General features: G+C 57.7%; 22 protein-coding genes. 13 read left to right on the top strand and 9 right to left on the bottom strand.

All coding sequences use genetic code 11. The features are described 5' to 3' along the window. On the bottom strand, nt 1-477 hold the full coding sequence (locus ARC85_RS14905; RefSeq protein WP_286715279.1) for a TlpA family protein disulfide reductase: 477 nt from the start codon (nt 475-477) through the stop codon (nt 1-3). A gap of 67 nt (nt 478-544) precedes the next feature. Between ARC85_RS14905 and arsC the strand changes: the two genes are divergently transcribed. The 4 genes from arsC to tfpB are packed head-to-tail and all read left to right on the top strand — an operon-like array spanning nt 545 to nt 3,753. After that, a complete protein-coding gene (gene arsC / locus ARC85_RS14910; RefSeq protein ID WP_226597948.1) occupies nt 545-898 on the top strand; it encodes an arsenate reductase (glutaredoxin) in 354 nt (117 codons plus the stop codon). A gap of 15 nt (nt 899-913) precedes the next feature. After that, nucleotides 914-1,519 (top strand): NAD(P)H:quinone oxidoreductase, encoded by a 606-nt coding sequence (wrbA, locus tag ARC85_RS14915; RefSeq protein ID WP_286715281.1) that lies wholly within the window; start codon nt 914-916, stop codon nt 1,517-1,519. Between the two features lie 42 nt (nt 1,520-1,561). Beyond that, entirely contained in the window at nt 1,562-1,921 is a 360-nt protein-coding gene (locus tag ARC85_RS14920) for a DUF2069 domain-containing protein (RefSeq protein ID WP_014421925.1), read from the top strand. 26 nt (nt 1,922-1,947) lie between these two features. Beyond that, a complete protein-coding gene (gene tfpB, locus ARC85_RS14925) occupies nt 1,948-3,753 on the top strand; it encodes a type IV pilus assembly ATPase TfpB (RefSeq protein ID WP_286715284.1) in 1,806 nt (601 codons plus the stop codon). A 13-nt stretch (nt 3,754-3,766) separates the two neighbouring features. Here the strand turns inward: tfpB and ARC85_RS14930 are convergent, their stop codons facing one another. From ARC85_RS14930 to smrA, 8 genes are all read right to left on the bottom strand, one after another. Then, entirely contained in the window at nt 3,767-4,828 is a 1,062-nt protein-coding gene (locus ARC85_RS14930) for a DUF3080 domain-containing protein (RefSeq protein WP_286715286.1), read from the bottom strand. Nucleotides 4,829-4,838: 10 nt separating this feature from the next. After that, complete coding sequence (gene mtnC / locus ARC85_RS14935; RefSeq protein ID WP_286715290.1) at nt 4,839-5,531, bottom strand: acireductone synthase; 693 nt, start codon at nt 5,529-5,531, stop codon at nt 4,839-4,841. Further along, entirely contained in the window at nt 5,531-6,088 is a 558-nt protein-coding gene (locus ARC85_RS14940) for a 1,2-dihydroxy-3-keto-5-methylthiopentene dioxygenase (protein WP_286715292.1), read from the bottom strand. The genes mtnC and ARC85_RS14940 overlap by 1 nt, the downstream gene beginning before the upstream one ends. Then, a complete protein-coding gene (locus ARC85_RS14945; RefSeq protein ID WP_022991682.1) occupies nt 6,085-6,711 on the bottom strand; it encodes a methylthioribulose 1-phosphate dehydratase in 627 nt (208 codons plus the stop codon). Before ARC85_RS14945 ends, ARC85_RS14940 begins: the two co-directional genes overlap by 4 nt. Nucleotides 6,712-6,800: 89 nt before the next feature. Further along, entirely contained in the window at nt 6,801-8,999 is a 2,199-nt protein-coding gene (locus ARC85_RS14950) for a xanthine dehydrogenase family protein molybdopterin-binding subunit (RefSeq protein WP_286715295.1), read from the bottom strand. Between the two features lies 1 nt (nt 9,000). Continuing rightward, nucleotides 9,001-9,489: a (2Fe-2S)-binding protein gene (locus tag ARC85_RS14955; protein WP_286715298.1), complete on the bottom strand. Its 489-nt coding sequence runs from the start codon at nt 9,487-9,489 to the stop codon at nt 9,001-9,003. A 59-nt stretch (nt 9,490-9,548) separates the two neighbouring features. After that, on the bottom strand, nt 9,549-9,740 hold the full coding sequence (locus ARC85_RS14960; protein WP_286715300.1) for a hypothetical protein: 192 nt from the start codon (nt 9,738-9,740) through the stop codon (nt 9,549-9,551). A 53-nt stretch (nt 9,741-9,793) separates the two neighbouring features. Next, nucleotides 9,794-10,375, bottom strand: a complete 582-nt coding sequence (smrA, locus tag ARC85_RS14965) for a DNA endonuclease SmrA (RefSeq protein WP_014421934.1) — start codon at nt 10,373-10,375, stop codon at nt 9,794-9,796. A gap of 182 nt (nt 10,376-10,557) precedes the next feature. On the opposite strand from smrA, the gene ARC85_RS14970 reads away from it, so the two are divergent. The 9 genes from ARC85_RS14970 to ARC85_RS15010 all read left to right on the top strand — a co-directional run bounded on the left by ARC85_RS14970 (nt 10,558) and on the right by ARC85_RS15010 (nt 22,809). After that, nucleotides 10,558-12,474, top strand: coding sequence for a putative nucleotidyltransferase substrate binding domain-containing protein (locus ARC85_RS14970; RefSeq protein WP_014421935.1), 1,917 nt, complete (start codon nt 10,558-10,560; stop codon nt 12,472-12,474). 15 nt (nt 12,475-12,489) lie between these two features. Beyond that, nucleotides 12,490-13,197 carry a 3'-5' exonuclease gene (locus ARC85_RS14975; RefSeq protein ID WP_011784418.1) on the top strand — a complete coding sequence of 236 codons (708 nt, stop codon included), beginning with the start codon at nt 12,490-12,492 and terminating at the stop codon, nt 13,195-13,197. 210 nt (nt 13,198-13,407) lie between these two features. After that, nucleotides 13,408-13,671 (top strand): DUF4212 domain-containing protein, encoded by a 264-nt coding sequence (locus tag ARC85_RS14980; protein ID WP_011784417.1) that lies wholly within the window; start codon nt 13,408-13,410, stop codon nt 13,669-13,671. A 6-nt stretch (nt 13,672-13,677) separates the two neighbouring features. Continuing rightward, a complete protein-coding gene (locus tag ARC85_RS14985) occupies nt 13,678-15,444 on the top strand; it encodes a sodium:solute symporter family protein (protein WP_022991676.1) in 1,767 nt (588 codons plus the stop codon). Between the two features lie 97 nt (nt 15,445-15,541). Continuing rightward, the gene (locus tag ARC85_RS14990; RefSeq protein WP_014421937.1) at nt 15,542-16,048 is read left to right on the top strand and encodes a hypothetical protein; all 507 of its coding nucleotides are present in this window, start codon (nt 15,542-15,544) and stop codon (nt 16,046-16,048) included. A 27-nt stretch (nt 16,049-16,075) separates the two neighbouring features. Then, nucleotides 16,076-19,594 (top strand): PAS domain-containing hybrid sensor histidine kinase/response regulator, encoded by a 3,519-nt coding sequence (locus ARC85_RS14995; RefSeq protein WP_153741318.1) that lies wholly within the window; start codon nt 16,076-16,078, stop codon nt 19,592-19,594. After that, the gene (locus ARC85_RS15000) at nt 19,591-21,231 is read left to right on the top strand and encodes a tetratricopeptide repeat protein (RefSeq protein WP_286715302.1); all 1,641 of its coding nucleotides are present in this window, start codon (nt 19,591-19,593) and stop codon (nt 21,229-21,231) included. Before ARC85_RS14995 ends, ARC85_RS15000 begins: the two co-directional genes overlap by 4 nt. Further along, nucleotides 21,228-21,908: a sensor histidine kinase gene (locus ARC85_RS15005; RefSeq protein WP_014421940.1), complete on the top strand. Its 681-nt coding sequence runs from the start codon at nt 21,228-21,230 to the stop codon at nt 21,906-21,908. Before ARC85_RS15000 ends, ARC85_RS15005 begins: the two co-directional genes overlap by 4 nt. A 148-nt stretch (nt 21,909-22,056) precedes the next feature. Beyond that, nucleotides 22,057-22,809, top strand: coding sequence for a response regulator (locus ARC85_RS15010; protein ID WP_153741316.1), 753 nt, complete (start codon nt 22,057-22,059; stop codon nt 22,807-22,809). Nucleotides 22,810-22,928 lie beyond the last annotated feature (119 nt).

Here is a 22,928-nt window from a genome sequence, read left to right on the forward strand (position 1 = left end):
TCATTCGCCAATCAGTGCTCGGATGTCTTCTTCGGTCTGGGGCCCGAACCGGGCCTCGATCAAGGTGCCTTCAGGATCCACAACAAAGGTGGCGGGCAGCGCCATCGGTACTTGCCAACCAAACCCGGGCCCGGGATCAGCAGCCAGCATGGTAAATTCAATACCCATACGTTCGCCGAGTTCAACCAGCGGAGCACCGGTAACGCCATCAAAATTCACCCCAAGCACCGCAATATCCGGCGCCTTGTCCAACGCGTTCAGTTCCGGAATTTCCTCCAGGCAGGGTTTGCACCACTCGGCCCAGTAATTCACCAGCACCCATTGGCCACGGTACTTGTCCCATTTGGCCTGGGTGCCGTCGGCCCGTTCCAGCTCAATCTTTTCACAACCTGAAGCTGACAACAGCATCAGCATGAGTACCGGCCATGCCAGCCAACGTGTGCCACTACAAAAGAGCCCGGAATGAGGGTACTGCAAGGGTTATCCTCCTGTTAGACTAACATCCCTGAAAAGTCTGCAATCAATAGGTTAAACGGCCACGACCATGACAGAAGCTACCCGTATTTTCCATAACCCCAGGTGCTCAAAATCACGCCAGACCCTGGAACTGTTGCAGCAAAAGGGCATCGAACCGGAGATTATACGCTACCTTGAGACGCCACCGACAGAGCAGGAACTTCTACACATTCTGGATCTGCTCGGTTGCGAACCACGGGAACTCATGCGAATCAAGGAAGCCGAATACCGCGAACAGGGGCTGGACAACCCGGACCTCAGCCGCGAAGCCCTGGTACGTGCCATGGTGAATACACCGAAACTGATAGAGCGCCCGATCGTGCTGGCTAACGGCAAGGCCGCCGTCGGCCGGCCTCCGGAAAACGTACTGGACATTCTCTGACAACCAGGGTTACCGATGACCGAGACCACTACCTATCTGCTGGTACTCTATTACAGCCGCAACGGACAGACCGCCGAGATGGCCACCCAGATCGGCCGCGGCGTTGCCAGAGTGGCAGGCATTGAAGCCAGAATCCGCACGGTTCCACCGGTTTCCCCGGACACCGCCGCCAGCCTGCCCCCGGTACCGGATGCGGGAGCACCCTATGCCACCAAAGCCGACCTGGCGGAGTGCGCCGGGCTGGCCCTGGGCAGCCCGACCCGCTTCGGGAACATGGCAGCACCACTCAAGCACTTTCTGGACGGCACCGGCGACCTCTGGCTCAACGGCAAACTGGCCGGCAAACCGGCAGGCGCCTTTACCTCCACCGGCAGCCTGCACGGGGGCCAGGAAACCACCTTGCTAACCATGATGATGCCGTTACTGCATCACGGCATGGTACTGTGTGGCCTGCCTTATTCCGAAAGCGCGCTCAACGAGACCGCCACCGGAGGCACACCGTATGGCCCCTCCCACTGGGCTGGCACGGGTGAACAGCAGGCTCTGAGTGACCACCAAAAAACCCTGTGCCAGGCCTTCGGTGAACGCCTCGCCAGACTGGCCCTGAAACTGGCCAACTAAACTGGACCAAACTTTCAAACAACCCTCAATGCGGACTGCTCCATGCTCCACAACGACAAAGCCAGAAATACCGCACGCCTGACCATCGCCCTTTACCTGGCCGTGCTCGCCACCCTGCTGGTCACTACGTTCTGGCCCGCGCCGGTCGAGGGCGTCTCCATACCGCTGATGCTGACCGTCAAACTCCTGCCGCTGTTGGCTTTTGCAGTGCCGGTCTTCCGCGGTCACAATCGGGGTTATATCTGGCTGGCCTTTGTGGTGATCTTCTACTTCACTCAGGCCGTGGTTTCGGCCTGGCTGTCGGAGGGCGCGGCCGGCCCGGTGACACTGACTATTCTGACATTCCTGTTGTTTACCGTTGCCATGGTGCACCTCAAGGTCAATCGACCGGTCGCAAACTGATGCTGATGGCTCCCGGAGGCAAATAGATGGCGAATGACACCGTGACCATGCCGGCACCACCGCATCGCCAGACCCTGACCCTGAGGGACATCTGCTCAGCGCTTGTGGAAAGCGGCGAGATTACCCAGCAGGATGCTGAAAAACTACTGACGGCCAACCTCGGTGCCGCCTCTGGTGCCGGCCATACCCCACAGCGGCATCCTCTCGAACTGGTGGCGATTGCCGCTCTGACCAGCCAGCGGGACGGCCGAACTCTTGATCTGGAGCGGCTGACCCATTGGCTTGCGCGCTGGGGCGGTCAGGACTACTACCATATCGATCCGCTGAAGATCGACACTCCGGCCATCGCGCGGGTAATGTCCTACGCCTTCGCACAGCGCCATGGCATTCTCGCGGTAGAAATCACACCGGATGAGGTGGTGATTGCCAGCACCGAACCTTTCAAGCGGGAATGGGAAAGCAACCTCCGCCAGGCAGTGCGCAAGGACATTCGCCGGGTGGTCGCCAACCCCGAGGATATCCGCCGTTACACGGTTGAGTTCTATCAACTGGCAAGCTCCGTCAGCAAGGCCAGTGGCGGCCAGTCGCCAGGCAGTGCCGGCAATCAGAATTTTGAACAGTTACTGGATCTGGGCGCCAGCGAAAATCCGGACGCCAACGACCAGCATGTGGTCAAGATCGTTGACTGGCTGCTGCAATATGCTTTCGACCAACGGGCCTCGGACATTCACATAGAGCCCCGTCGTACGGTTACTCAGGTTCGGTTCCGGATCGACGGTGTGCTGCACAATGTCTACGAATTCCCGGAACACGTTGGCGTGGCCGTTACCAGCCGCCTGAAAATCCTCGGGCGCCTGAACGTGGCCGAAAAACGTCGGCCCCAGGACGGCCGCATCAAAACCCGCAAACCCGACAACAGCGAAGTAGAGCTGCGCCTGGCCACCATGCCAACGGCTTTCGGCGAAAAAATGGTGATGCGGATTTTTGACCCGGAGGTGCTGCTCAAGTCCTTCGAACAGCTGGGCTTCAGCAAGGAAGACCGGGAACGCTGGCAGACCATGACCTCTCGGCCCCACGGCATCGTGCTGGTAACCGGGCCCACCGGTTCCGGTAAAACCACCACACTGTATTCCACACTCAAACAACTGGCATCTCCGGAGCTCAACATCTGCACCATTGAGGATCCGATCGAGATGGTGGAGCCCGCGTTCAACCAGATGCAGGTGCAAACCAATATCGACCTGACCTTTGCCCACGGTGTTCGCGCCCTGCTGCGGCAGGACCCGGACATCATCATGATCGGTGAGATCCGGGATCTGGAAACCGCTGAAATGGCGGTGCAGGCAGCGCTAACCGGGCATCTGGTTCTCTCAACACTGCATACCAACGATGCCCCCAGCGCCATCACCCGCCTGATGGAGCTGGGCATTCCGCCCTATCTGATCCGGGCCACGGTACTGGGCGTGATGGCTCAGAGACTGGCGCGTACGCTCTGCCCCCACTGCAAGCAGCCCGGCGAGCCGGATGCTCAGGCCTGGCAGACGCTGACCCGCCCGTGGAAGGCGCCGCTGCCCCGGCAGTTCCACCATCCGGTCGGCTGCCTGGAGTGCCGGAACACCGGTTACCTGGGCCGAGCCGGGGTATATGAGATCATGGCACTGTCAGACAAACTCACCCGCCAGATCACCGATCGCTGCGAGCTGGAACAGCTTCGGCTGGATGCCTACAAAGAAGGCATGAAGTCGCTTCGGCTCAGTGGCGCCCAGAAGGTAGCAGCCGGACTGACCACGGTGGAGGAAATTCTGAGGGTAACACCGGAAAGTCAGCGCTGAGCACAACGGACGATCAGGCGCCCGGACGAAGCCCGCACTGCCCCAACAGATCCTGCCAGTGCCGGGTATGTCGCATCATGGCTTGGTCCAGCTCCTGCCAGAGGCTATCCGGGATATCAGCCGCCAGATGGCGCTGGTACCAGGGCGTAAAGCTCTCTGGCATTACTGCTTGCTGCTGTCGGGCGAGTTCCGCAAAGCCCGCGATCAGCGAATCCCTGGCCCGGCTGACGTCACTCATGTAAGGCTGGATTTTCTCGATATAGATACTGAAGAAGAAATTCTGAACAATCTCCGACTGGTTATTGGGCAGGCCGTTGAGACACAGCGGCCTGCCCTCCAGTCGACTGCCGAGTAGCTCGGTGCCGGCATTCAGGGTGCTGATCAGTAATCGGGCACTGTTAATGGTTTGGCCCGCCAGCACATCCGCCTGCCAGCGCTGATGGATCTGGCCGAGATTCTCCAGGGAGATCTCAAGCTTATGAGCCAGTAAGGCTTCCACCTGGCGGTTCAGCTGCTGCAGATCCCGGACCAGATCCGACGCGGGATTACCCGCTTCCGCCACCGGATAATACCCTTTGGACAGGGTAAACTGGCGCTCTACTTCCTCGGTGCCCCAGGTGGCATTCCAGACAGCCAGCGGCAGACTGCCCCGCTTGCTTTCAATGGCGGATTCCAGGGCGTCTGTCAGTTCCTCATCGTCTACCTCGGGCAGACAGGCCTCCGCGGCGCGGATAAAACGAATCTCATAGCGTAACTGATTGATGGGCTGCATCACCTTGCCCATCACCGAATTGCGTTCGCCCACCACATACTGGAGCTCACAGCCGTACAACGACAGAAAATCCAGCATGCCCAGATCCAGCTCCGGCAAGGCCAGCACACGCTCCCGCCGCCTGGGGGGAATGGCGGCCGCGGGCAGCTCGGCCCTGGTAACGGGCGCGGTATCAAGCACCCGGGCCAAACGTTCCAGATACTCATCGGTGAGGGATTCAGCGTCTGAAAAGGGATTGCAGCCGACCAGGCTCAGCGCACACACACCCGGCAACAGCCATGAATACCAGCGGCGCCCGGGCATGAATCACCTCCTATCGTTTACGCAACAGCGCATCAACCTCCGAAAAATCCCTGGCCACGACCCGGGCGGTATCCGGCAGTTCGCCCTCTCGTACCAGCCAGGCGGTTTTCAGGCCGGCTTCCTCGGCAGCACGCAGCTCTTCCTCAACATCGGACAGAAACAATACAGTGCCCGCATCGACTCCCAATTCTGCAAGAATGTTGCGATAGGACTGCGCCTCCTTTTTGCCCCCGACGGCCGTGTCGAAATAACCAGAGAAGAAAACCGTGAAGTCGCCTTCATTGCTATGACCGAAGATCAGCTTCTGGGCCTTGACGGACCCGGAGGAATATACGAACAGTCTCAGGCCCCGATCATGCCAGCGCTTGAGATAATCCGCGGCATCCGGATAGATATGGCCTTTCAGTTCACCGCTGTGGTACCCCTGCTCCCAGACCATGCCCTGCAGCGCCTTTAGCGCCCCCTCCTTGCGGTCTTCGGCAATCCACTCTTGCAGCACATTGATGAGGCCATCGATATCTTTCCGGTCGGTACCGCTGATCTCTGCCACCCGAGCCAGCTGTTCCGCCACCGCCGGCAAGGTGTGATGGTTGGCCCGGATAAACTCCGGCAAGTGCTCGCTGGCGTAGGGAAACAGGACATCGTGTACGAAGGAGATCGAACTGGTGGTGCCCTCGATGTCCGTCAGGATCACTCGAATCATCAGGCCCCTCCCGCCAGGCTCTCATAACGTGGCAGCCGGGAAGCGATATCCTCACCGGTAAAGCTCGCAACCCAGCCTTCCGGGTTGCTGAATAACCGGATACAGGTGAATTCAGGCTCCGGCCCCATATCAAACCAGTGCCGGGTGCCGTCAGGCACACTGATCAGGTCATTCCTTTCGCACAGCAGCGCGTATACCTGGTCACCGAAGTGCAGGTAAAACACCCCCTGACCACGAACGAAGAAGCGCACTTCGTCCTCGCTGTGGGTGTGCTCATCCAGAAATTTCTGGCGGAACGCGTCTTTCTGGGGATGATCCGCGGTCAGGCTGACCACGTCGGCGGTCTGAAACCCCCAATCCTGCTTGAGCCGTGCCACTTCGTCGGCATAGGCCTCAAGAATTTCCTCCTGAGTGGCATCGGCCGGCAGATCGCGGGTTGCCCAACGATCGAAATGCACACCGTGGGCACTCAGTTTATTCCGGATGGTGTCCGGGTCTGTTACGACCGTCTGGGCCTGCTCGGGCTGGTTCTGATGAAAAATGCTCAGGGTGGTCATCGGCGTACCCTCATGGTTTCGAGTTCACATTCAAAAAGAAATTCAAACGCTTCAATATGGCGCAGGCAATCGGCCATGGTGCGGCCCCAGGTGTAAAGACCATGGCCGCGGATAAGGTATCCAGGCTGTTCCGGGTGCCGCGCAAACCAGTCCCGGGTTTCCTCAGCCAGTGCCGGAATATCCTGGGTGTTGTCGAACACGGGAACAATCAGCTTACCCTCATGGGTTTGCACGCCATTGAAGGCTTTCTGTAGCTCATAGCCTTCAAGCTCCAGTGCCTGCCCCGCCGGGATCAGGCGGCTAAGCACGGTAGCCTTGACCGAGTGGGTATGCAGAACGGCGCCAACCTCGGGATAAAGCTGATAGATCACCGTGTGCAGAAGGGTTTCTGCCGACGAGCGGCAATCGCTTTGTACCGCCTGGCCATGCAGATCCACCACCATGACGTCGCCTGCACCCAACTGGCCCTTGTGCCGGCCCGATACCGTAATCGCCACATGGTCGCCATCGATACGGGCCGAATAATTACTGCTGGTGGCGGGCGACCAGCCGCGGTCGTAAAGAAAGCGGCCGGCCTCGACGATGGATTGGGCGGCGGTGGCGTAGCGGGTTACATCAAACACAGGCATCCTCCGGGTTGGTACGAGCCCTGCCCGGGCGCGAATCTGGCGCCATTATAGAACCACCCCAGCCCGGGTAAAACCGATTCCGCTCAGGCTTTAAGCGGCAGACGGCGCTGGCGCTTACCGGTCAGCGCAAACAAGGCGTTGCCCAGGGCCGGGATCACCGGCGGGACGCCAGGTTCCCCAACGCCGGTGGGCGGCTCTTCGCTGTCGACAATATCCACCACCATCTCCGGTACCTGATGCATATGCAGCAGACGATAATCGTGGAAGTTACTTTGCTGCACCTCGCCGCCCTCCAGGGTAATTTCCCCGTTCAGCGCCGCCGTCAGGCCAAAGACAATGCCGCCGGTCATCTGATCCTCGACAATTCGCGGGTTCACCACCTGACCACAGTCCACGCTGCACGTGACCTTATGAACGCGAATTCCACCCTGCTCAATACTGGCTTCCACCACCTGGGCAACATAGGTACCAAAGCTCTTGAACAAGGCCACTCCGCGCGCCCTGCCCTCTGGCACCGGCTGGTTCCAGCCCGCCAGCTCGGCAGCCCGCTCCAGAACCCGCCGATGACGGGGCTCACTCTCCAACAGTTTCAGCCGGAAACTGACTGGATCTTCGTTGGCCTGGCTGGCGAGTTCATCCATAAAGGTCTCAACCGCGAAACCATTGTGGGAATAGCCCACGGAGCGCCACCAGGTAATTGGCACGCCCGGGTCAGTATGGGTATGCCGAACCCGGACATTGGGTACCGCGTAGGGATAGCCAATAGCACCCTCAATGGCCGAAATGTCTTTCGGGGTTGCGATACCTTCAACCATCAGGCCAACCCGGCCCAATGTGCCGTACAGTAATTTTGGTGCCCAGGGGTACTGGGCTGGTGCAGCGTTCCGGACGTACCAGTCAAGTATCTGAGGGCCAACAATCTGATGATCCCAGCCCGTCAGCTGCCCATCCTCCAGACTGGCCGCCATACGATGCAACATGGCCGGGCGGAAAAAGCCATGGCGGGTGTCTTCTTCCCGGGACCAGATCAGTTTGACCGGCACTTTCACCCGGTAGGCGACCAGGGCTGCTTCCTCAATGTAGTCCTGGGTCAACCTGCGGCCGAAGCCACCGCCAAGAAAGGTAGTGTGGATAGTCACGTCATCCGGAGAGAGATCGGTGTGTCGCGCGGCGGCTATGCGGCCCAGGTCCGGGGCCTGGGTCGGCGCCCAGACTTCCATGCCACCGTCCCGATACCAGGCGGTCGCATTCATTGGTTCCATGGTGGCGTGGGCCAGGTACGGCTGCTCATATTCTGCCTCCACCAGGGTACCCGCTTTCTCCAGAACAGCCTCGGGGTCACCGTCCACCCGTTCGTCCTCGCCGGGATCGTCACCGGCGGCCTGACGATAGTGTTTGAACACGTCCGGATTGGATAACCCGACGGCCTCGGAAAAATCCCACTCAACCGCCAGCGCTTCCTGAGCCTTGCGGGCTCGCCAGTAGCGATCTGCCACTACGGCCACACCGCGCTCGGTGATGAAGGCATCAAGCACGCCCGGCATGGCCCGAACCTGATCGCGGTTGAAACTGACCGCCAGTCCGCCATAGCGGGGGCTCCGGGTCATAACGGCATAGACCATATCCGCCAGCTCTACGTCTATCCCGTACATCGCCTGGCCGGTGGACTTGGCCTCGGCATCCAGCCTTCCGGCCTGTCGGCCGATGTATTTCCACTGGGAACGGGGTTTTAGTGGCACATCACCACGAATCACCTCTTTGTCCGCCAACTCCACCAGTTTGCCATAGGGCATGGAATCCAGGCCGTTGGGGTGGCGTACGTACCCGCCCTCCGTTTTGCATTGTCCCGGCTCGACCCGCCAAACCCGGGCGGCGGCCATCACCAGCATCAGTCGCGCCGAAGCTCCGGCCTCCCGCAGGGGCTGCCAACTGGAGGCGACACTGGTGCTGCCACCGGTAAGCTGAAGCCCGAACAACGGGTTACGGTACTCCGGAGCAACCGGGGCAAATGCCACGCGAATGGCCTCCGGCGCTACATCCAGCTCCTCCGCTATCAAAGTGGTAAGACCGGTGTAGGTGCCCTGGCCCATCTCAACCCGATCGAGGGTGAAAATAATGTCGTTGTCCCGGGTGAGTTCCAGCCAGGCGTTCGGTTTCCATTCCCCGGTTTCAGGCTCATAGCCGGTTTGCACGGAGGCACAACCAGGCAGATTCAGCGCCAATAGCAGTCCACCGGAAGCCGAGGTGCTGACCTTCAGGAAATCCCGTCGATTCATCGCCATATTACGCATCCTCCCCGGCCGGCTGGTACTGACCCACACCACCGGCGACGGACTCAACCGCAGCCACAATGCGAGGATAGGTGCCGCAGCGACACAGGTTGCCGGTCATGGCGGTGACGATCTGTTCGCGATCCGGAGAGGGGTTGTTGGCCAGCAGGTGCGCGGCCGTCATGATCTGGCCAGATTGGCAATAACCACACTGGGGCACCCCCTGTTCCACCCAGGCTTTCTGTAACGGATGCAATTCGCCAGCAGCGGACAGGCCTTCGATGGTGGTGATTTCGGCACCTTCAGCCATCTCCACCGGCGTAGAGCAGGAACGGGCGGGCTGACCGTTCAGGTGCACAGTGCAGGCGCCACAGAGGCCTGCACCGCAGCCAAACTTGGTCCCTTTGAGCCCAAGTTCATCCCGCAGCACCCATAACAACGGGGTATCGGGTTCGACATCCAGTGAATGCTGGCGACCGTTCACAGTCAGCGTGAAAGCCATTCCGTGCTCCTCATCATGTTATTGTTTTGGCAGGTTCGGCGCGTTTTACCGCCACGCCTTTACTTGACGACGTCTTCACCATCCTTGTTTACCCAGATTTTGCGCTCACCGGTTTCCAGCTTGCCGTTGGAATCCCACACTTCACGGTTCTGGGTGGCACTTTCCACTTTGCCGTTATCGTTCCAGATTACCCGGTCTTTACAGCCGACCAATGTCAGTACAGAAATCAAAGCCACAAAAATCAAACGCATCTTAATTCTCCCGATTCGGTGTTTCCGTCGTAGCGAATGATCCAGACGATTCCTTATCTGGAACCATGGATCTCCCGATTATGCTGTTTTTCCCGATCGTTTTTCCTGACCATTACGTAAACCGCGCCGGTGCCACCGTGGTGTTTCTTTGCCGAATGGAAAGCGAGAACGTTGTCCAGCTCCGGCAACCACTTCGCCAGGTAGCTCTTGAGCTGGGCGATGCCATCGGGATTGCGTTCTCCCTTGCCGTGCAGGATGATCACCGAGCGCAAACCGTAATGTACGCAGTCGTTGATAAAACCGAACACTTCCCGGCGGGCTTCTTCCACCGTCATGCGATGCAGATCCAGCCGGGCCTCGATCGGGTACTGACCAAGACGCAGCTTGCGGAAAACCCCGTGCTGAACGCCTGGGCGCTGCCAGCTGAGAATGTCGTGTGCCGTTAGCGGCTCTACCATATCGGATGTCAGCGGGTTCAGGTCTCGCACCGGTTTTTCAACCGCCGCCCTCTGGCGTTCAAGGTGCCCGGGCGTCAGCTCCTTGGGCACCGATACCTCGGCCCGATTGGGTTTGCGTATCCGCTGCACATCCTTCATTTCTTCGAGGAAGGCAAGGCGTTCATCTTTACTGGTCATGACACTAACTGATTCCGGTTTGACGAGTATCAGAACTCTATCACCGCACCGGTCTACCATAAAGAAAAGCTCTGCGACGAAAATCGTAGAGCCCCTCCGGGTTCCGCTGAACTACACTGCAAGCGGAGAATAATAACGATGGAGCTCTCCTGAACCTGGCTCCCAAGCTTACGGATCGCGATATGGCCGCAGCAAATCAGGACACTACCCGCCCTCAGAACACCCGAGCGATTATGTCATTCCTGAGGGAACATGCCCCGTTCTCCAGCATGGACGACACCCATCTGGCCCATTTTGCCGAGCATGCGACCCTGAGGTTTTACGCCGATGGCGACGAAGTGCTCTCGCCCGACGATGGAGTGGTCAAACGGTTTTATGTGGTCAAGCAGGGACGTATCCGGGGTGAGCGCCACAATGAAAAAGAAGACCGGGCAGAAACCACCTTTGAAATCAGCCAGGGTGAGTGCTTTCCGCTTGCGGCACTGATTGGCGAGCGCCCGACCCGAACGCTACACAGGGCTTCCGGCGATACCTTCTGCCTCAGTATTGAACAGAACGCCTTCATCACCCTGTTTTCCGAAAGCGAATCCTTTCGCGATTTCTGCCTGCGGGGCGTGAGCAGCCTGCTGGATCAGGTCAATCAGCGCATCCAGTCCAAGGCCATGGCTTCCATTGGCTCCAGCAACAGCCTGGACACCCCCCTGGAGCGCTACGCGCTGCGCAACCCGATTGTGTGCTCACCGGATCTGCCGGTTCGCAAGGCCGTAGCCCGGATGCACGAGAATAATGTGGGCAGCATCATTATCACCGATGACAATCGTCATCCCACCGGCATTTTCACGCTGCGCGACCTGCGCACCATGATCGCTGAGGAAAAAGGCCCCCTCGACACGCCCATTCGCCAGGTGATGACAGGCAATCCCTGTCGCCTGCCCGCCACAGCGGACGCCTTTGAGGCGGCAATGCTGATGGCGGAACACCACTTTGCCCATCTGTGTGTGGTCGACGAAGAGGACCGCCTGATTGGCGTGGTATCCGAGCGGGATCTGTTCTCTCTTCAGCGGGTAGACCTGGTGAACCTGGCTCGAACCATTGGCACTGCCACCCACTTGCGCACCCTGGTCAGCCTTCGCTCCGATGTCTCAAGGCTGGTCGACGCCATGCTGGCCCACGGCGCGGATTCCGGCCAGGTGGTGAAGATCATTACCACCCTGAACGATGTCACCGTGCGCAGGGTACTCGAACTTAACCTCAAGAAAAACGACCCTGGCATTCCGTTTACCTGGCTTACCTTTGGCAGTGAAGGCCGCCAGGAGCAAACCCTGCTGACCGACCAGGACAACGGTATTCTGTTCGAGACACCAGAGGGCATGACCGAAGATCAGGTGCGTGAGAAACTGCTGCCCTTTGCCCGCAAGGTCAACGACGAACTGGCGGAGTGCGGGTTCACCCTGTGCAAAGGCAACATTATGGCCAGCAACCCCAAACTCTGCCTGAGTGACCGGGAATGGGACGACTGGTTTATCCGCTTTATTGATGCCTCAACCCCCCAGAACCTGGTCTACTCGTCGATATTCCTGGATATGAGAGCGGTCTTCGGCCCCACTGAGCCACTCCATCGTCTGCTGGAGAAGGTGCTCCAACGCATCCGCAAGAACGCCCTGTTCCAGAAAATGCTCGCTGGCAACGCGCTGCAGAGAAAACCGCCCCTGACCATGTTCCGGAACTTCCGCTATCTGAACGACGAGAAGAAACACTCGCTGGATCTGAAACGTCAGGGCCTGGCGCCATTTGTGGAATCCGTAAGGGTGTTCGCACTGGCCCATGGGGTGGAAGCCGCCAATACCCTGGAGCGCATTGATGCCCTGGCCAGAAAAGACATCTTTGACGCCAAGGACGCCAACGCCTGGAAGGAAGCCTACAGCCTGATTCAGGCCATCCGTATGCGTGCCCATCAGGAGATGCTCGACCGGGGCGAGGAGCTGACCAATTACATCGATCCGGACGACCTGAATCCTCTGGACCGGCGCATACTTCGCGAGTCTTTCCGCCAGGCCCAGCGGCTCCAGCAGAAACTCGAAGTTACGTATCAACTATAGGTCTGCGCACAGAACATGCTGGAATACATCAAACAGTGGCTGGCCAGAAGACGCGGCGGAACAGTCGGCGATCACGATGCCGCCAATCTGCCCAGCCCGAAAACGGTTGGCGACCAGCCCTTGTCCCGGAGCCGGCTGATTGTTCTTGACCTTGAGACCACCGGCCTGAACGCGTCCAAAGATGAAGTGATTGCCATCGGAGCGGTTGCCATCGAAGGTGGTGTCATCCACCTCAATGACCAGTTTGACCTGATACTGCGTCGCCCTGAACTGGACATTCGGGAAACCGTGCTGATCCATGGCATCGGCCCAGAAGCCCTGACTCAGGGCTACGAAACCCAGGATGCACTGCTCTACCTTCTGGAATGGATGAACGGCGACCCGATACTTGCCTACCACTCCGCCTTCGACCAGAAGTTCCTCGAAAAGACGCTGAAAAGCCAGTTGGGCTACACCCTGCCCCACGTCTGGATGGATGTTGCCGAGCTGATGCCGGCGTTCTTCCCGAAAGCAACGATCAAAGGGCGCGGCCTGGACGACTGGGCGGATGTATTTGGCCTGGAAATCAGTGAACGCCATCACGCCGCAGCCGACGCGCTGGTTACCGCAGAACTGGCACTGATAGCCCTCAATAAAGCCCGGAAAAACGACGTCAAAACTCTCAAAGAACTCAGTGAAAAGCTGCATTATCAACGCCGTTTACAGCATATGCACCGCTATTAGCGGAACAGATTCTACCGACCATGTCCTTGACCAAATACAAGGCAAGTTACTGAGAGTTAGACCATTTGCCAATATCCATAAATCCATTGACCGGTAAAGTCGGAGGAGACAACAAGTCGGAGAAGTACTACATGAATAATAAATTCTCTATCCGCAACACCTCACCAAAAAAACACCCAATCTCCACAACAACAATACAGGAGTGATTGTATGTCAGGTCATAGCTACGACGCTGAAAACTACTGGAAGGCGAATCTACGCCTGATATTCGGGAGCCTGATTATCTGGGCCCTGGTATCTTACGGCTTCGCTATTCTGTTACGCCCGATGCTGGCGGGAATCCCCGTAGGCGGCACCGATCTGGGCTTCTGGTTTGCCCAGCAAGGCTCCATCCTTACCTTCATTGTTCTGATCTTTCACTATGCATGGCGCATGAACAAGATCGACGAAAAATTCGGCGTGCATGAGGAGTAAGGACAAATGAGCCAATTTGCAATCAACATTATGTTCGTAGGGGGCTCGTTCCTCCTCTACATCGCCATCGCTGTCTGGGCCAAGGCCGGCAGTACCAGCGATTTCTACGTTGCGGGCGGTGGTGTGCATCCTATCACCAACGGCGCCGCAATCGGTGCTGACTGGATGTCTGCCGCTTCGTTTATCTCCATGGCTGGTCTGATCGCGGCCGGTGGCTATGCCAACTCCACGTTCCTTATGGGCTGGACCGGTGGCTACGTCCTGTTGGCCATGCTGCTGGCTCCTTACCTGAGGAAGTTCGGTAAGTTTACGGTTCCTGAGTTCATCGGGGATCGATACTACAGCGCAAACGCGCGACTGGTAGCCGTTATCTGTCTGATCGTTGCCTCGGTAACCTACGTTATCGGCCAGATGGCTGGCGCTGGTGTGGCCTTCTCCCGCTTCCTGGAAGTGGATGCCACCACCGGTCTGATCATCGCAGCGGTTGTTGTATTCGTCTATGCGGTACTCGGTGGCATGAAAGGCATTACCTACACTCAGGTAGCCCAGTACTGTGTACTGATTGTCGCTTACACGATTCCCGCCGTGTTCATTTCCATTCAACTGACAGGCAACCCGATTCCGGGCCTGGGCATGTTCTCTACCCATACCGACTCTGGCTTGCCGCTGCTTGAGAAGCTGAACCAGGTCATCACTGATCTCGGTTTCAACGAGTATACCGCTGATGTGGACAACAAACTGAACATGGTTCTGTTCACACTGTCCCTGATGATCGGTACTGCCGGTCTGCCACACGTTATCATTCGTTTCTTCACTGTGCCCAAGGTGGCTGACGCGCGCTGGTCTGGCGGCTGGGCTCTGGTCTTCATTGCCCTGCTGTACCTGACGGCTCCTGCTGTCGCTTCCATGGCTCGCCTGAACCTGATGACCACTATCTACCCGGACGGAACCCAGGCCGCTCCCATCGAATATGATGAGCGCCCGAACTGGGTCAAGGAATGGGAAGTAACGGGTCTGATTCAGTTTACCGACAAAAACGAAGACGGCCGTATCCAGCTTTACAACGACGTACCTGCGTTTGAAGCTGAAGCCCAGGCCCGCGGCTGGAACGGCAACGAACTGGTGGTTAACCGTGACATCCTGGTACTGGCCAACCCCGAAATCGCCAACCTGCCAGGCTGGGTCATTGGCCTGATCGCAGCCGGTGGTCTTGCAGCCGCGCTGTCGACAGCCGCCGGCCTGCTGCTGGCGATTTCCTCGGCGGTGAGTCACGACCTTATCAAGGGACGATTCAACCCCAGTATCAGTGATAAGGGCGAACTGATGGCTGCCCGGATATCCATGGCCGTTGCCATTGTTGTCGCCACCTATCTCGGTGCAAACCCGCCAGGGTTCGCGGCTCAGGTGGTTGCCCTTGCCTTCGGTATTGCGGCTGCCTCGCTGTTCCCGGCACTGATGATGGGTATCTTCTCCAAACGCGTAAACAACGTGGGCGCGACTCTGGGCATGCTGTCCGGCCTGATCTTCACTCTGGTGTACATCTTCGTGTACAAAGGCTGGTTCTTCATCCCGGGCACCAACAATCTGGCAGACACTCCCGAGAACTGGGTGCTGGGTATTTCCCCGCTGTCTATCGGTGCCATTGGTGCGATCGTCAACTTTGCGGTAGCCTTCGCAGTATCCAAGGTGACTGCAGAGCCGCCCGTTGAAATTCAGGAACTGGTTGAAAGCGTCCGCTACCCGCGTGGTGCCGGTACTGCCCAGGATCACTGAAGCGAAAGACAATCTGATTCATCGCACCTGATGACAGGTTGAAACCGAACGGGCTTCCTCAGTGAGGGAGCCCGTTCTTTTTTGAGGAAACCGTTGTATGTTCTGGACATTTGTAGCCACCGTTTTTTGCGGTCTTGGTGCCGCTGGCATCGCCATGGGTATTCGCGCGGCCACCGCCAAAAAAGCCCCGAAGTGGCTGATTCCGGTCTTTGCCGGTGCGGGCATGCTGGGTTATCTGATCTATGGAGAATACACCTGGTATGACCACAAACGAGCCATGCTGCCGGAAGAAGCTGTGGTTGTGGCCACCGAACAGGAGAGAATTTTCTTTCGCCCCTGGACCTTTGTGTTTCCCTACGTGACCTCATTCTCTGCGGTCGACAAGGAAAGTATCAGCCGTGATACCGGTGATCAGAACATTGTTCGCTTCACCCTTTACCGTTTCGAGCAGACGGTCACCGATGCGGTTTCGCACCGGATTCATCTCATTAACTGTGGCAGCCGGGAGCTGGTACCACTGGGTTCCGACGGGGCGCCGAGAGTAGATAACATGAAGTTGCTGGAGAGCGACGATCCACTCTATACCATCATTTGCAGAAGCTGAGACCACAGGAGCGGATAACAAGACCCCATGATTAGCGCCTGGCTGCTTGTCCTTATATCGATCACTTACATTTCACTGCTGTTCCTGATCGCCTGGGCAGGTGACCGGCACCCGGGGCTCTACAAGCGCCGTCTGGCCAGAACCCATATTTACGGTTTGTCCCTGGCCGTCTATTTCACGTCATGGACCTTCTATGGCGCAGTTGGTCGGGCCACCCAGGAAGGTCTGGCATTTCTCCCCATCTACCTGGGCCCGTTACTGGTATTCATTTTCTTTGCGCCGCTGCTCCGGCGCATCATCTACATCAGTAAACGCAACAACAGCACCTCCATTGCCGACTTTATTGCCTCGCGTTACGGCAAATCCCAGGTGCTGGCGGCCATGGTGGCCATCTTTGCCCTGATCGGCAGCGTTCCCTACATTGCCCTTCAGCTCAAAGCCATTGCCCTGGGGTTTAATGTCCTCTCGGGCACCGGTGACAGTTATCAGGAATTGAGTACAGCGGCCTGGAACGACTCTGCCTGGTACATCACCCTGGCTCTGGCGGTCTTTACCGTGCTGTTCGGAACCCGGCACCTGGAGTCCACAGAACATCATCGGGGCATGATCCAGGCCGTTGCCTTTGAATCACTGATCAAGCTCATCGCCTTTGTGGCGGTGGGGCTGTTTGTTGGCTACGGGCTGTACGATGGCTTCGGGGACCTGTTTACCCGAGTCCGCGAAGCTGACCTGATGGGCACGCTTACCACAGAGTCGCTGGAAGCCCCTGCGTTCCTCACACAGACGCTGGTTGCCATGCTGGCCATCATCTGCCTGCCACGGCAATTTCACGTGATGGTGGTGGAGAACACCGATCACCGGGATTTTGAGGTCGCTCGCTGGGCGATGCCGATCTATCTGATCATCGCCAGCGCATTCGTCATTCCCATTGCCGCAGCCGGACTGTTGAGCACTCACCTGGCGGGCAGCGATCCGGACATCGTCATCCTGCAACTGCCGATCATGGCAGGGGAACACTGGCTTGCCGTACTGGCGTTTCTGGGCGGTGGATCAGCGGCGGCCGCCATGGTGATTGTCTGTTCCGTCGCCATAGCCACCATGGTGAGTAATGAAATCATCATGCCAGGCCTGCTCAAGTTCTTCCGACCAGGCATGAACCGACGAACTGATCTCAGCTTCCTGCTGCTGACGATCCGGCGGGTTGCCATCTTTGTAGTACTGCTGACCGCCTACGGCTTCTACCGCATGGCTGGCGAAGACTACAGCCTGACGGCGTTTGGCTTACTGTCCTTTGCCGCAGCGGCCCAGTTTGGTCCCGCGCTCGTAGGCGGTATTCTCTGGCGCCAGGGTAACTTCACCGGAGCTGCCTGGGGCCTTGGGCTGGGCTTCCTGATGTGGTGTTACACCTTGCTGTTGCCCGCGCTGGTATCCACCGGGTGGGTTGCGGATACCCTGATTGAGCACGGCCTGTTTGGCTGGAACTGGACCCGACCAACAGCCCTGTTCGGTTCCGACCTGGATCAGATTAGCCATGGCATTCTTTGGAGTCTGGGGGTAAACACCGGGGCCTATATTCTGCTCTCCCTGATTACCCGGCAACGTATTCGGGAGAAGATTCAGATTGCCGCGTTCTTCCACGATGCGCAGCCCAAAGCCGAGAATGCCCAGCACCAGAGCTGGCAGGGTGAGATTCTTACCTCCGACCTGCAGGCCCTGACCGACCGGTTCATGGGGGAAGAACGTTCCGAAAGCATTTTCAGGAACTACGAACGACGTAATGCCATCCGGCTCTATCCTCAGCGGCCAGCTTCCACCCACCTGATGAAGTACATAGAGCGCCAGCTGGCATCGGTGATTGGAGCCTCCACCGCCCGCGTGGTTCTGGAGTCGACCCTGACTGGCCGCGATATGCAGATTGAGGACGTGGTCAGCATTGTCGATGAAGCCTCCCAGGCCATGACCTTCAGCCGGGAATTACTGCAGTCTGCCATCGAGAACATCAGCCTGGGCGTGTCCGTGGTCAACCATCAGCAGCAACTTGTCGTCTGGAACCATCGCTATCTCGAGCTGTTCAACTATCCCAAGGGCTTTGTCCGGGTTGGCCGGCCGGTTGAAGACCTGATGCGCTATAACCTCACCAACGCCAACCTGTCTGCCCGTCGAATTGACGACATCGTCGAGAACCGCTGTAACAGCATGCGTGAAGGCAAACCCATGTCTTACGAGCGTCAGCGCCCCGACGGCACGGTCGTCCGGGTGGATGGCAGTCCGATTCCAGGCGGCGGCTATGTCACCACATTCCAGGACATTACCGCCATGCGCAGGACCGAGCAGGCCCTGAAGGAAACCAACATCTATCTGGAGCAAAGGGTCCGGGAGCGTACCCAGGAACTGCAGGTGATCAATGAGCAGATGCTCAAGGCCAAGTCGGTAGCCGAGCAGGCAAACCAGAGTAAAACCCGCTTCCTTGCCTCTGCAAGCCACGACCTGCTGCAACCCCTGAACGCAGCAAGACTCTTTACCTCCGCGTTGTCCGGCAAAGTGAACGAGGGCGAAACCCGGGATCTGGTAGACCACATCGACAGCTCGCTGGGCGCGGCTGAGGAGATCATCAGTACACTGCTGGACATTTCAAAGCTTGATGCCGGGGCACTTGAGCCGGATATCGGCGTGTTTCCGGTCAACGAGCTGCTTCGGCATCTGGCCACCGAGTTTTCAGCCATCGCCAAGGATCAGGGGCTGGAACTGCATGTAGTCCCCAGTACCGCCTGGGTCCGTTCCGATGCGAAACTTCTGCGTCGTGTGGTACAGAACTTCCTTTCCAATGCCATCCGCTACACCGCAAGCGGCAAGATTCTGATGGGCTGCCGACGCCTGAAAGGCTATCTGCGCATTGAAGTCTGGGACACCGGACCGGGTATGTCAGATGACCAGCTTAATCACATCTTTGAGGAGTTTCGCCGATTCCAGCATGGTCGCGACAAGAAGGGGCTGGGGCTTGGCCTGGCCATTGTTGATCGTATCAGCGGCATGCTGAATCACCCGGTCACCGTGCATTCCATCCAGGGCAAAGGCAGCGTATTCGGGATCACGGTTCCGGTCGCCCCGGCCGATCAAAGCCGGCTGGATTCCCAGAAAAGTGGCAGCAGTTCAAGACGGGTATCCAATCTCGGGGGCCTTCACGTTCTGTGCATCGACAATGACGCAGCCATTCTGCAAGGCATGGTCGCGTTGCTGGGCAACTGGCAGTGTGATGTCACTGCCGCCGAAAGCCTGGACGATGCCCTGGACAAACTGGACGGACGCAGGCCCGATATTATACTTGCTGATTATCAGCTGGATGATAACCGCAATGGACTGGATGCCATGGACAGCATAAGGGAACATCTGGGAAGCGATATTCCCGGCATCCTCATTACCGGCTATATGGCGCCGGAGGTACGTGACGACGCAGTCAACCGGGGCTACCAGGTACTGTACAAGCCAGTGAAGCCTGCAGCCCTGCGAGCGCTCGTAAACAAACTACTTAAACAGAAGCGGCCATGAATCCATCCGACCGGAAAGACGCAGTAAATCCGTTTGGCAAGCTTACTTTTCTTGTTGTCGACGATTTCGAGAACTTTCGGCTATCCATGCGGCAGATGCTCCGCAGTTGTGGTGCCGACAAGATTGAGCTGGTTGCTCACGCCACGCCCGCCATCCAGTACTGTACCTACAATCACGTCGATGTCGTGCTGTGCGATTACAACCTGGGGGAAGGCAAAAACGGCCAGCATGTACTGGAAGAGCTGAGGCACAAGAAACTCCTCAAACGCTCATCGCTGTTCCTGATGGTAACCGCGGAAACCTCCAAGGAAATGGTCATGGGGGCACGGGAATATCAGCCTGACGGCTATCTGACAAAGCCCATTAACCGTGCCATGCTGGAGCAACGTCTGGGCAGCCTGATCAAACAGCGCAATGCCCTGCTCCCCATCACCCGGGAGATCGATCGGGAAAACTACCCGGAAGCCATCAGTCTTTGCCTGCAAACCCTGCCCAAACAGCCGCGCTACAAAACCTGGCTGATGAAGACACTCGGAGAACTCTACTTCATGGTCGGCGACCTGGCCCACGCCCAGAAAGTCTACGATGATGTTCTGAATCAGCGGGAGCTGTCCTGGGCCCGGCTAGGCCGGTGCAAGGTGTTGCTGGCCAACCGGAACTTTGATCAGGCCGTCGACGGCCTCAAGGCTCTGATTGAAAAACACCCGGACTATATGGAAGCCTACGACCTGCTGGCCGAAGGCCTTCAGAAACAGGGACGATCGGCCCAGGCCCAACAGGTTCTTGAGAAAGCGGCTGAACATTCCCCCAACGCTCTGCTCCGCCAGAAGCATCTCGCTGAACTTGCCGGCGCAAACCAGGATATTGACACCGCCTCCCAGGCGTGGCGACAGACGGTGTCTCTGGGCATCTATTCCATACACGACAATGCAGAGCATTACCTGTCGCTCGCCCAGAGCCTGTCCGATCTGAGCGAGGGCGATCTGGACGAAGAAGGCGCGGCGCGCTCGTCAGAAGCCCTCTCTGTGCTTACGAAAATGGAGAAACGCTTCGACAACGATGAAACCATCGGGCTCAAAAGCCGGATCGTGCAGTGCCGTCTCCATGCCGGCCAGGGCCGCCACCGGGAGGCCGAGAAGATTCTTACCGCGGTCAGCTCGGAGCTCGAAAGCCTGGAGGAACTCCCGGCCGATATGGGGCTGGATTTCGCAAAAACCCTGTTCCGGATGGGCCGGGAAGATCAGGCCAAAAGAATCCTCGGCGATCTGGCCTCACGATTTGATAACGACCCCGACACCTTGCAGAAAATTGAAAACCTCCTGGACGAGCCCGTTGGCTTCCGTCAGAAACTGGAAGCACGCAGCATGAACCGGGATGGCATCAAAGCGTTTGAGGCAGGCGACCTTGATGCTGCAGTGGAAGCCTTCAACAAAGCCCTGGCGATCGTTCCGGACCATGCTGCCCTGAACCTGAATCTGGTTCAGGTGTTGATGGAGCAATATGACCAGAACCCGGAGCCTGCGTTACTGGCTGCCTGCCAACAGCGCCTGGATCGTCTGAACAAGCTGCCGGAGCAGCATCGTCAACACCGTCGATACCTGGCCCTAACCCGAAAACTGAAAGGACTGACCGCATGACCGACCCAAACATCGACTTTTCGATGGTGCTGGCCTCTGCCGTGCACGACATGAAAAATTCTCTCGGCATGTTACTGAACAGCCTCGACGAACTTCGTGGTGAACATGAGCAATCCCTTGCTGGCTCCGACAAATTCAACATGCTCCAGTACGAAGCCGAGCGTATGCATAACGATCTGGTTCAGTTACTGGGTATCTATCGCCTGGGAGAAAACAATCTCTCTGCGCACATTGACGAGCATTTTGTGCCAGATTTCCTGGAGGAGCATCTCGCCAGGCACATCCCTTTGTTGCAGGGACTCGGGCTCAAATATTCAATTGCCGCAGATGACATCAATGGCTTTTTCGACGAGGACCTGTTGACCGGCGTACTCAACAACACCATCAACAACGCCATCCGTTATACCAAAAGCCAGATACGGCTTATTGCGCGCGAAGAAGACGGTTATCTGGTGCTGGGGGTTGAAGATGATGGCCAGGGCTACCCGGAAAGCATGCAACATACTGGTACCCTGAGTTTCAAGTCGCTGGACTTCAATACCGGCAGTACCAGCCTGGGGCTGTTCTTCGCCTCGTCTGTGGCCGCACTGCATAGCGAAGGCGAGCGAACCGGCTCCATCAAACTGCACAACGGCGGCAGCCTGGGTGGGGGTGTATTCGAAATCTGGCTGCCCTGACGCAAAAATGAAATGGGAGTCTCAAAAACGGAACCCGGGCCCGCCAACCCACTGCATATTTTCTGAGCTGCACTTATAGTGCCCGAGTCTTTCGGACTGATTCATCACAGCGTAACAACGTCTGTCACTTCCAGGGAGGAGCTCTCTCATGCCGCGAGGGCACGCACTGATCATCGAAGACTCGTCAACGGCCCGTATTCTGTTGTCCCGGCTGCTTGAACGGGCGGATATCTCTACCAAAGGGGTTGCCACTGCAGAGCAGGCCTTTCCCCTGCTTCAGCAGGAACATTTCGACCTTATCTTCCTTGATCATCTCCTCCCGGGTATGAATGGCTTTCAGGCACTGGAGAGACTCAAGCAGCAGCCGGAGACGCGGGACATCCCGGTATTCATGTATACCTCCCAGAACGCAGAACGTTACCTACAGGAAGCCAGAGCCCTCGGTGCTGCCGGTGTCATTCGCAAGCAGGTTGACCGGGACCAGCTGATGCGAACTCTGGATATCATTCTGTCTAACGTGCCTGATCAGGAACAAAGTGAAGCCATCCGCCTGGCCGTTGAGGAAGGAGGACATCACGGGTTGGAAGCAACGGAACAGAACTCCCGGGGCATGACCGGGCGCCTGTCCACACTGGAAATTGCCTATGAAGAGCTCGAGGAAGAAATCCGTGAATTGCGCGCTGCCTTTACCGAATGTCAGCTACAACAGGTTCAGAAGTTAGACCAGCAACGACGGCAAATGCGCTGGCTGGGCGGCTTATCCATTGCGGGTCTGGTGGCACTGGTTTGGCTTGTCACATGGCAGGGAGGGGTTCTGGACGACTATATTGCGCGCACCGATGAACAATTCAGTTTGCTGCATAGCATTGTTGGCGGCGTTATTGAATTAATCGGTCGATAGTGACCATAAAGGCAGAAATAAAAAAGCCCCAGCATCAAGGATGCTGGGGCTTGTTTATTTAGGAGCCTGACGATGACCTACTCTCACATGGGCAACGCCACACTACCATCGGCGCAGGT

This window comes from Marinobacter sp. tcs-11, assembly GCF_002049515.1.
Classification (GTDB): Bacteria; Pseudomonadota; Gammaproteobacteria; order Pseudomonadales; family Oleiphilaceae; genus Marinobacter; species Marinobacter nauticus.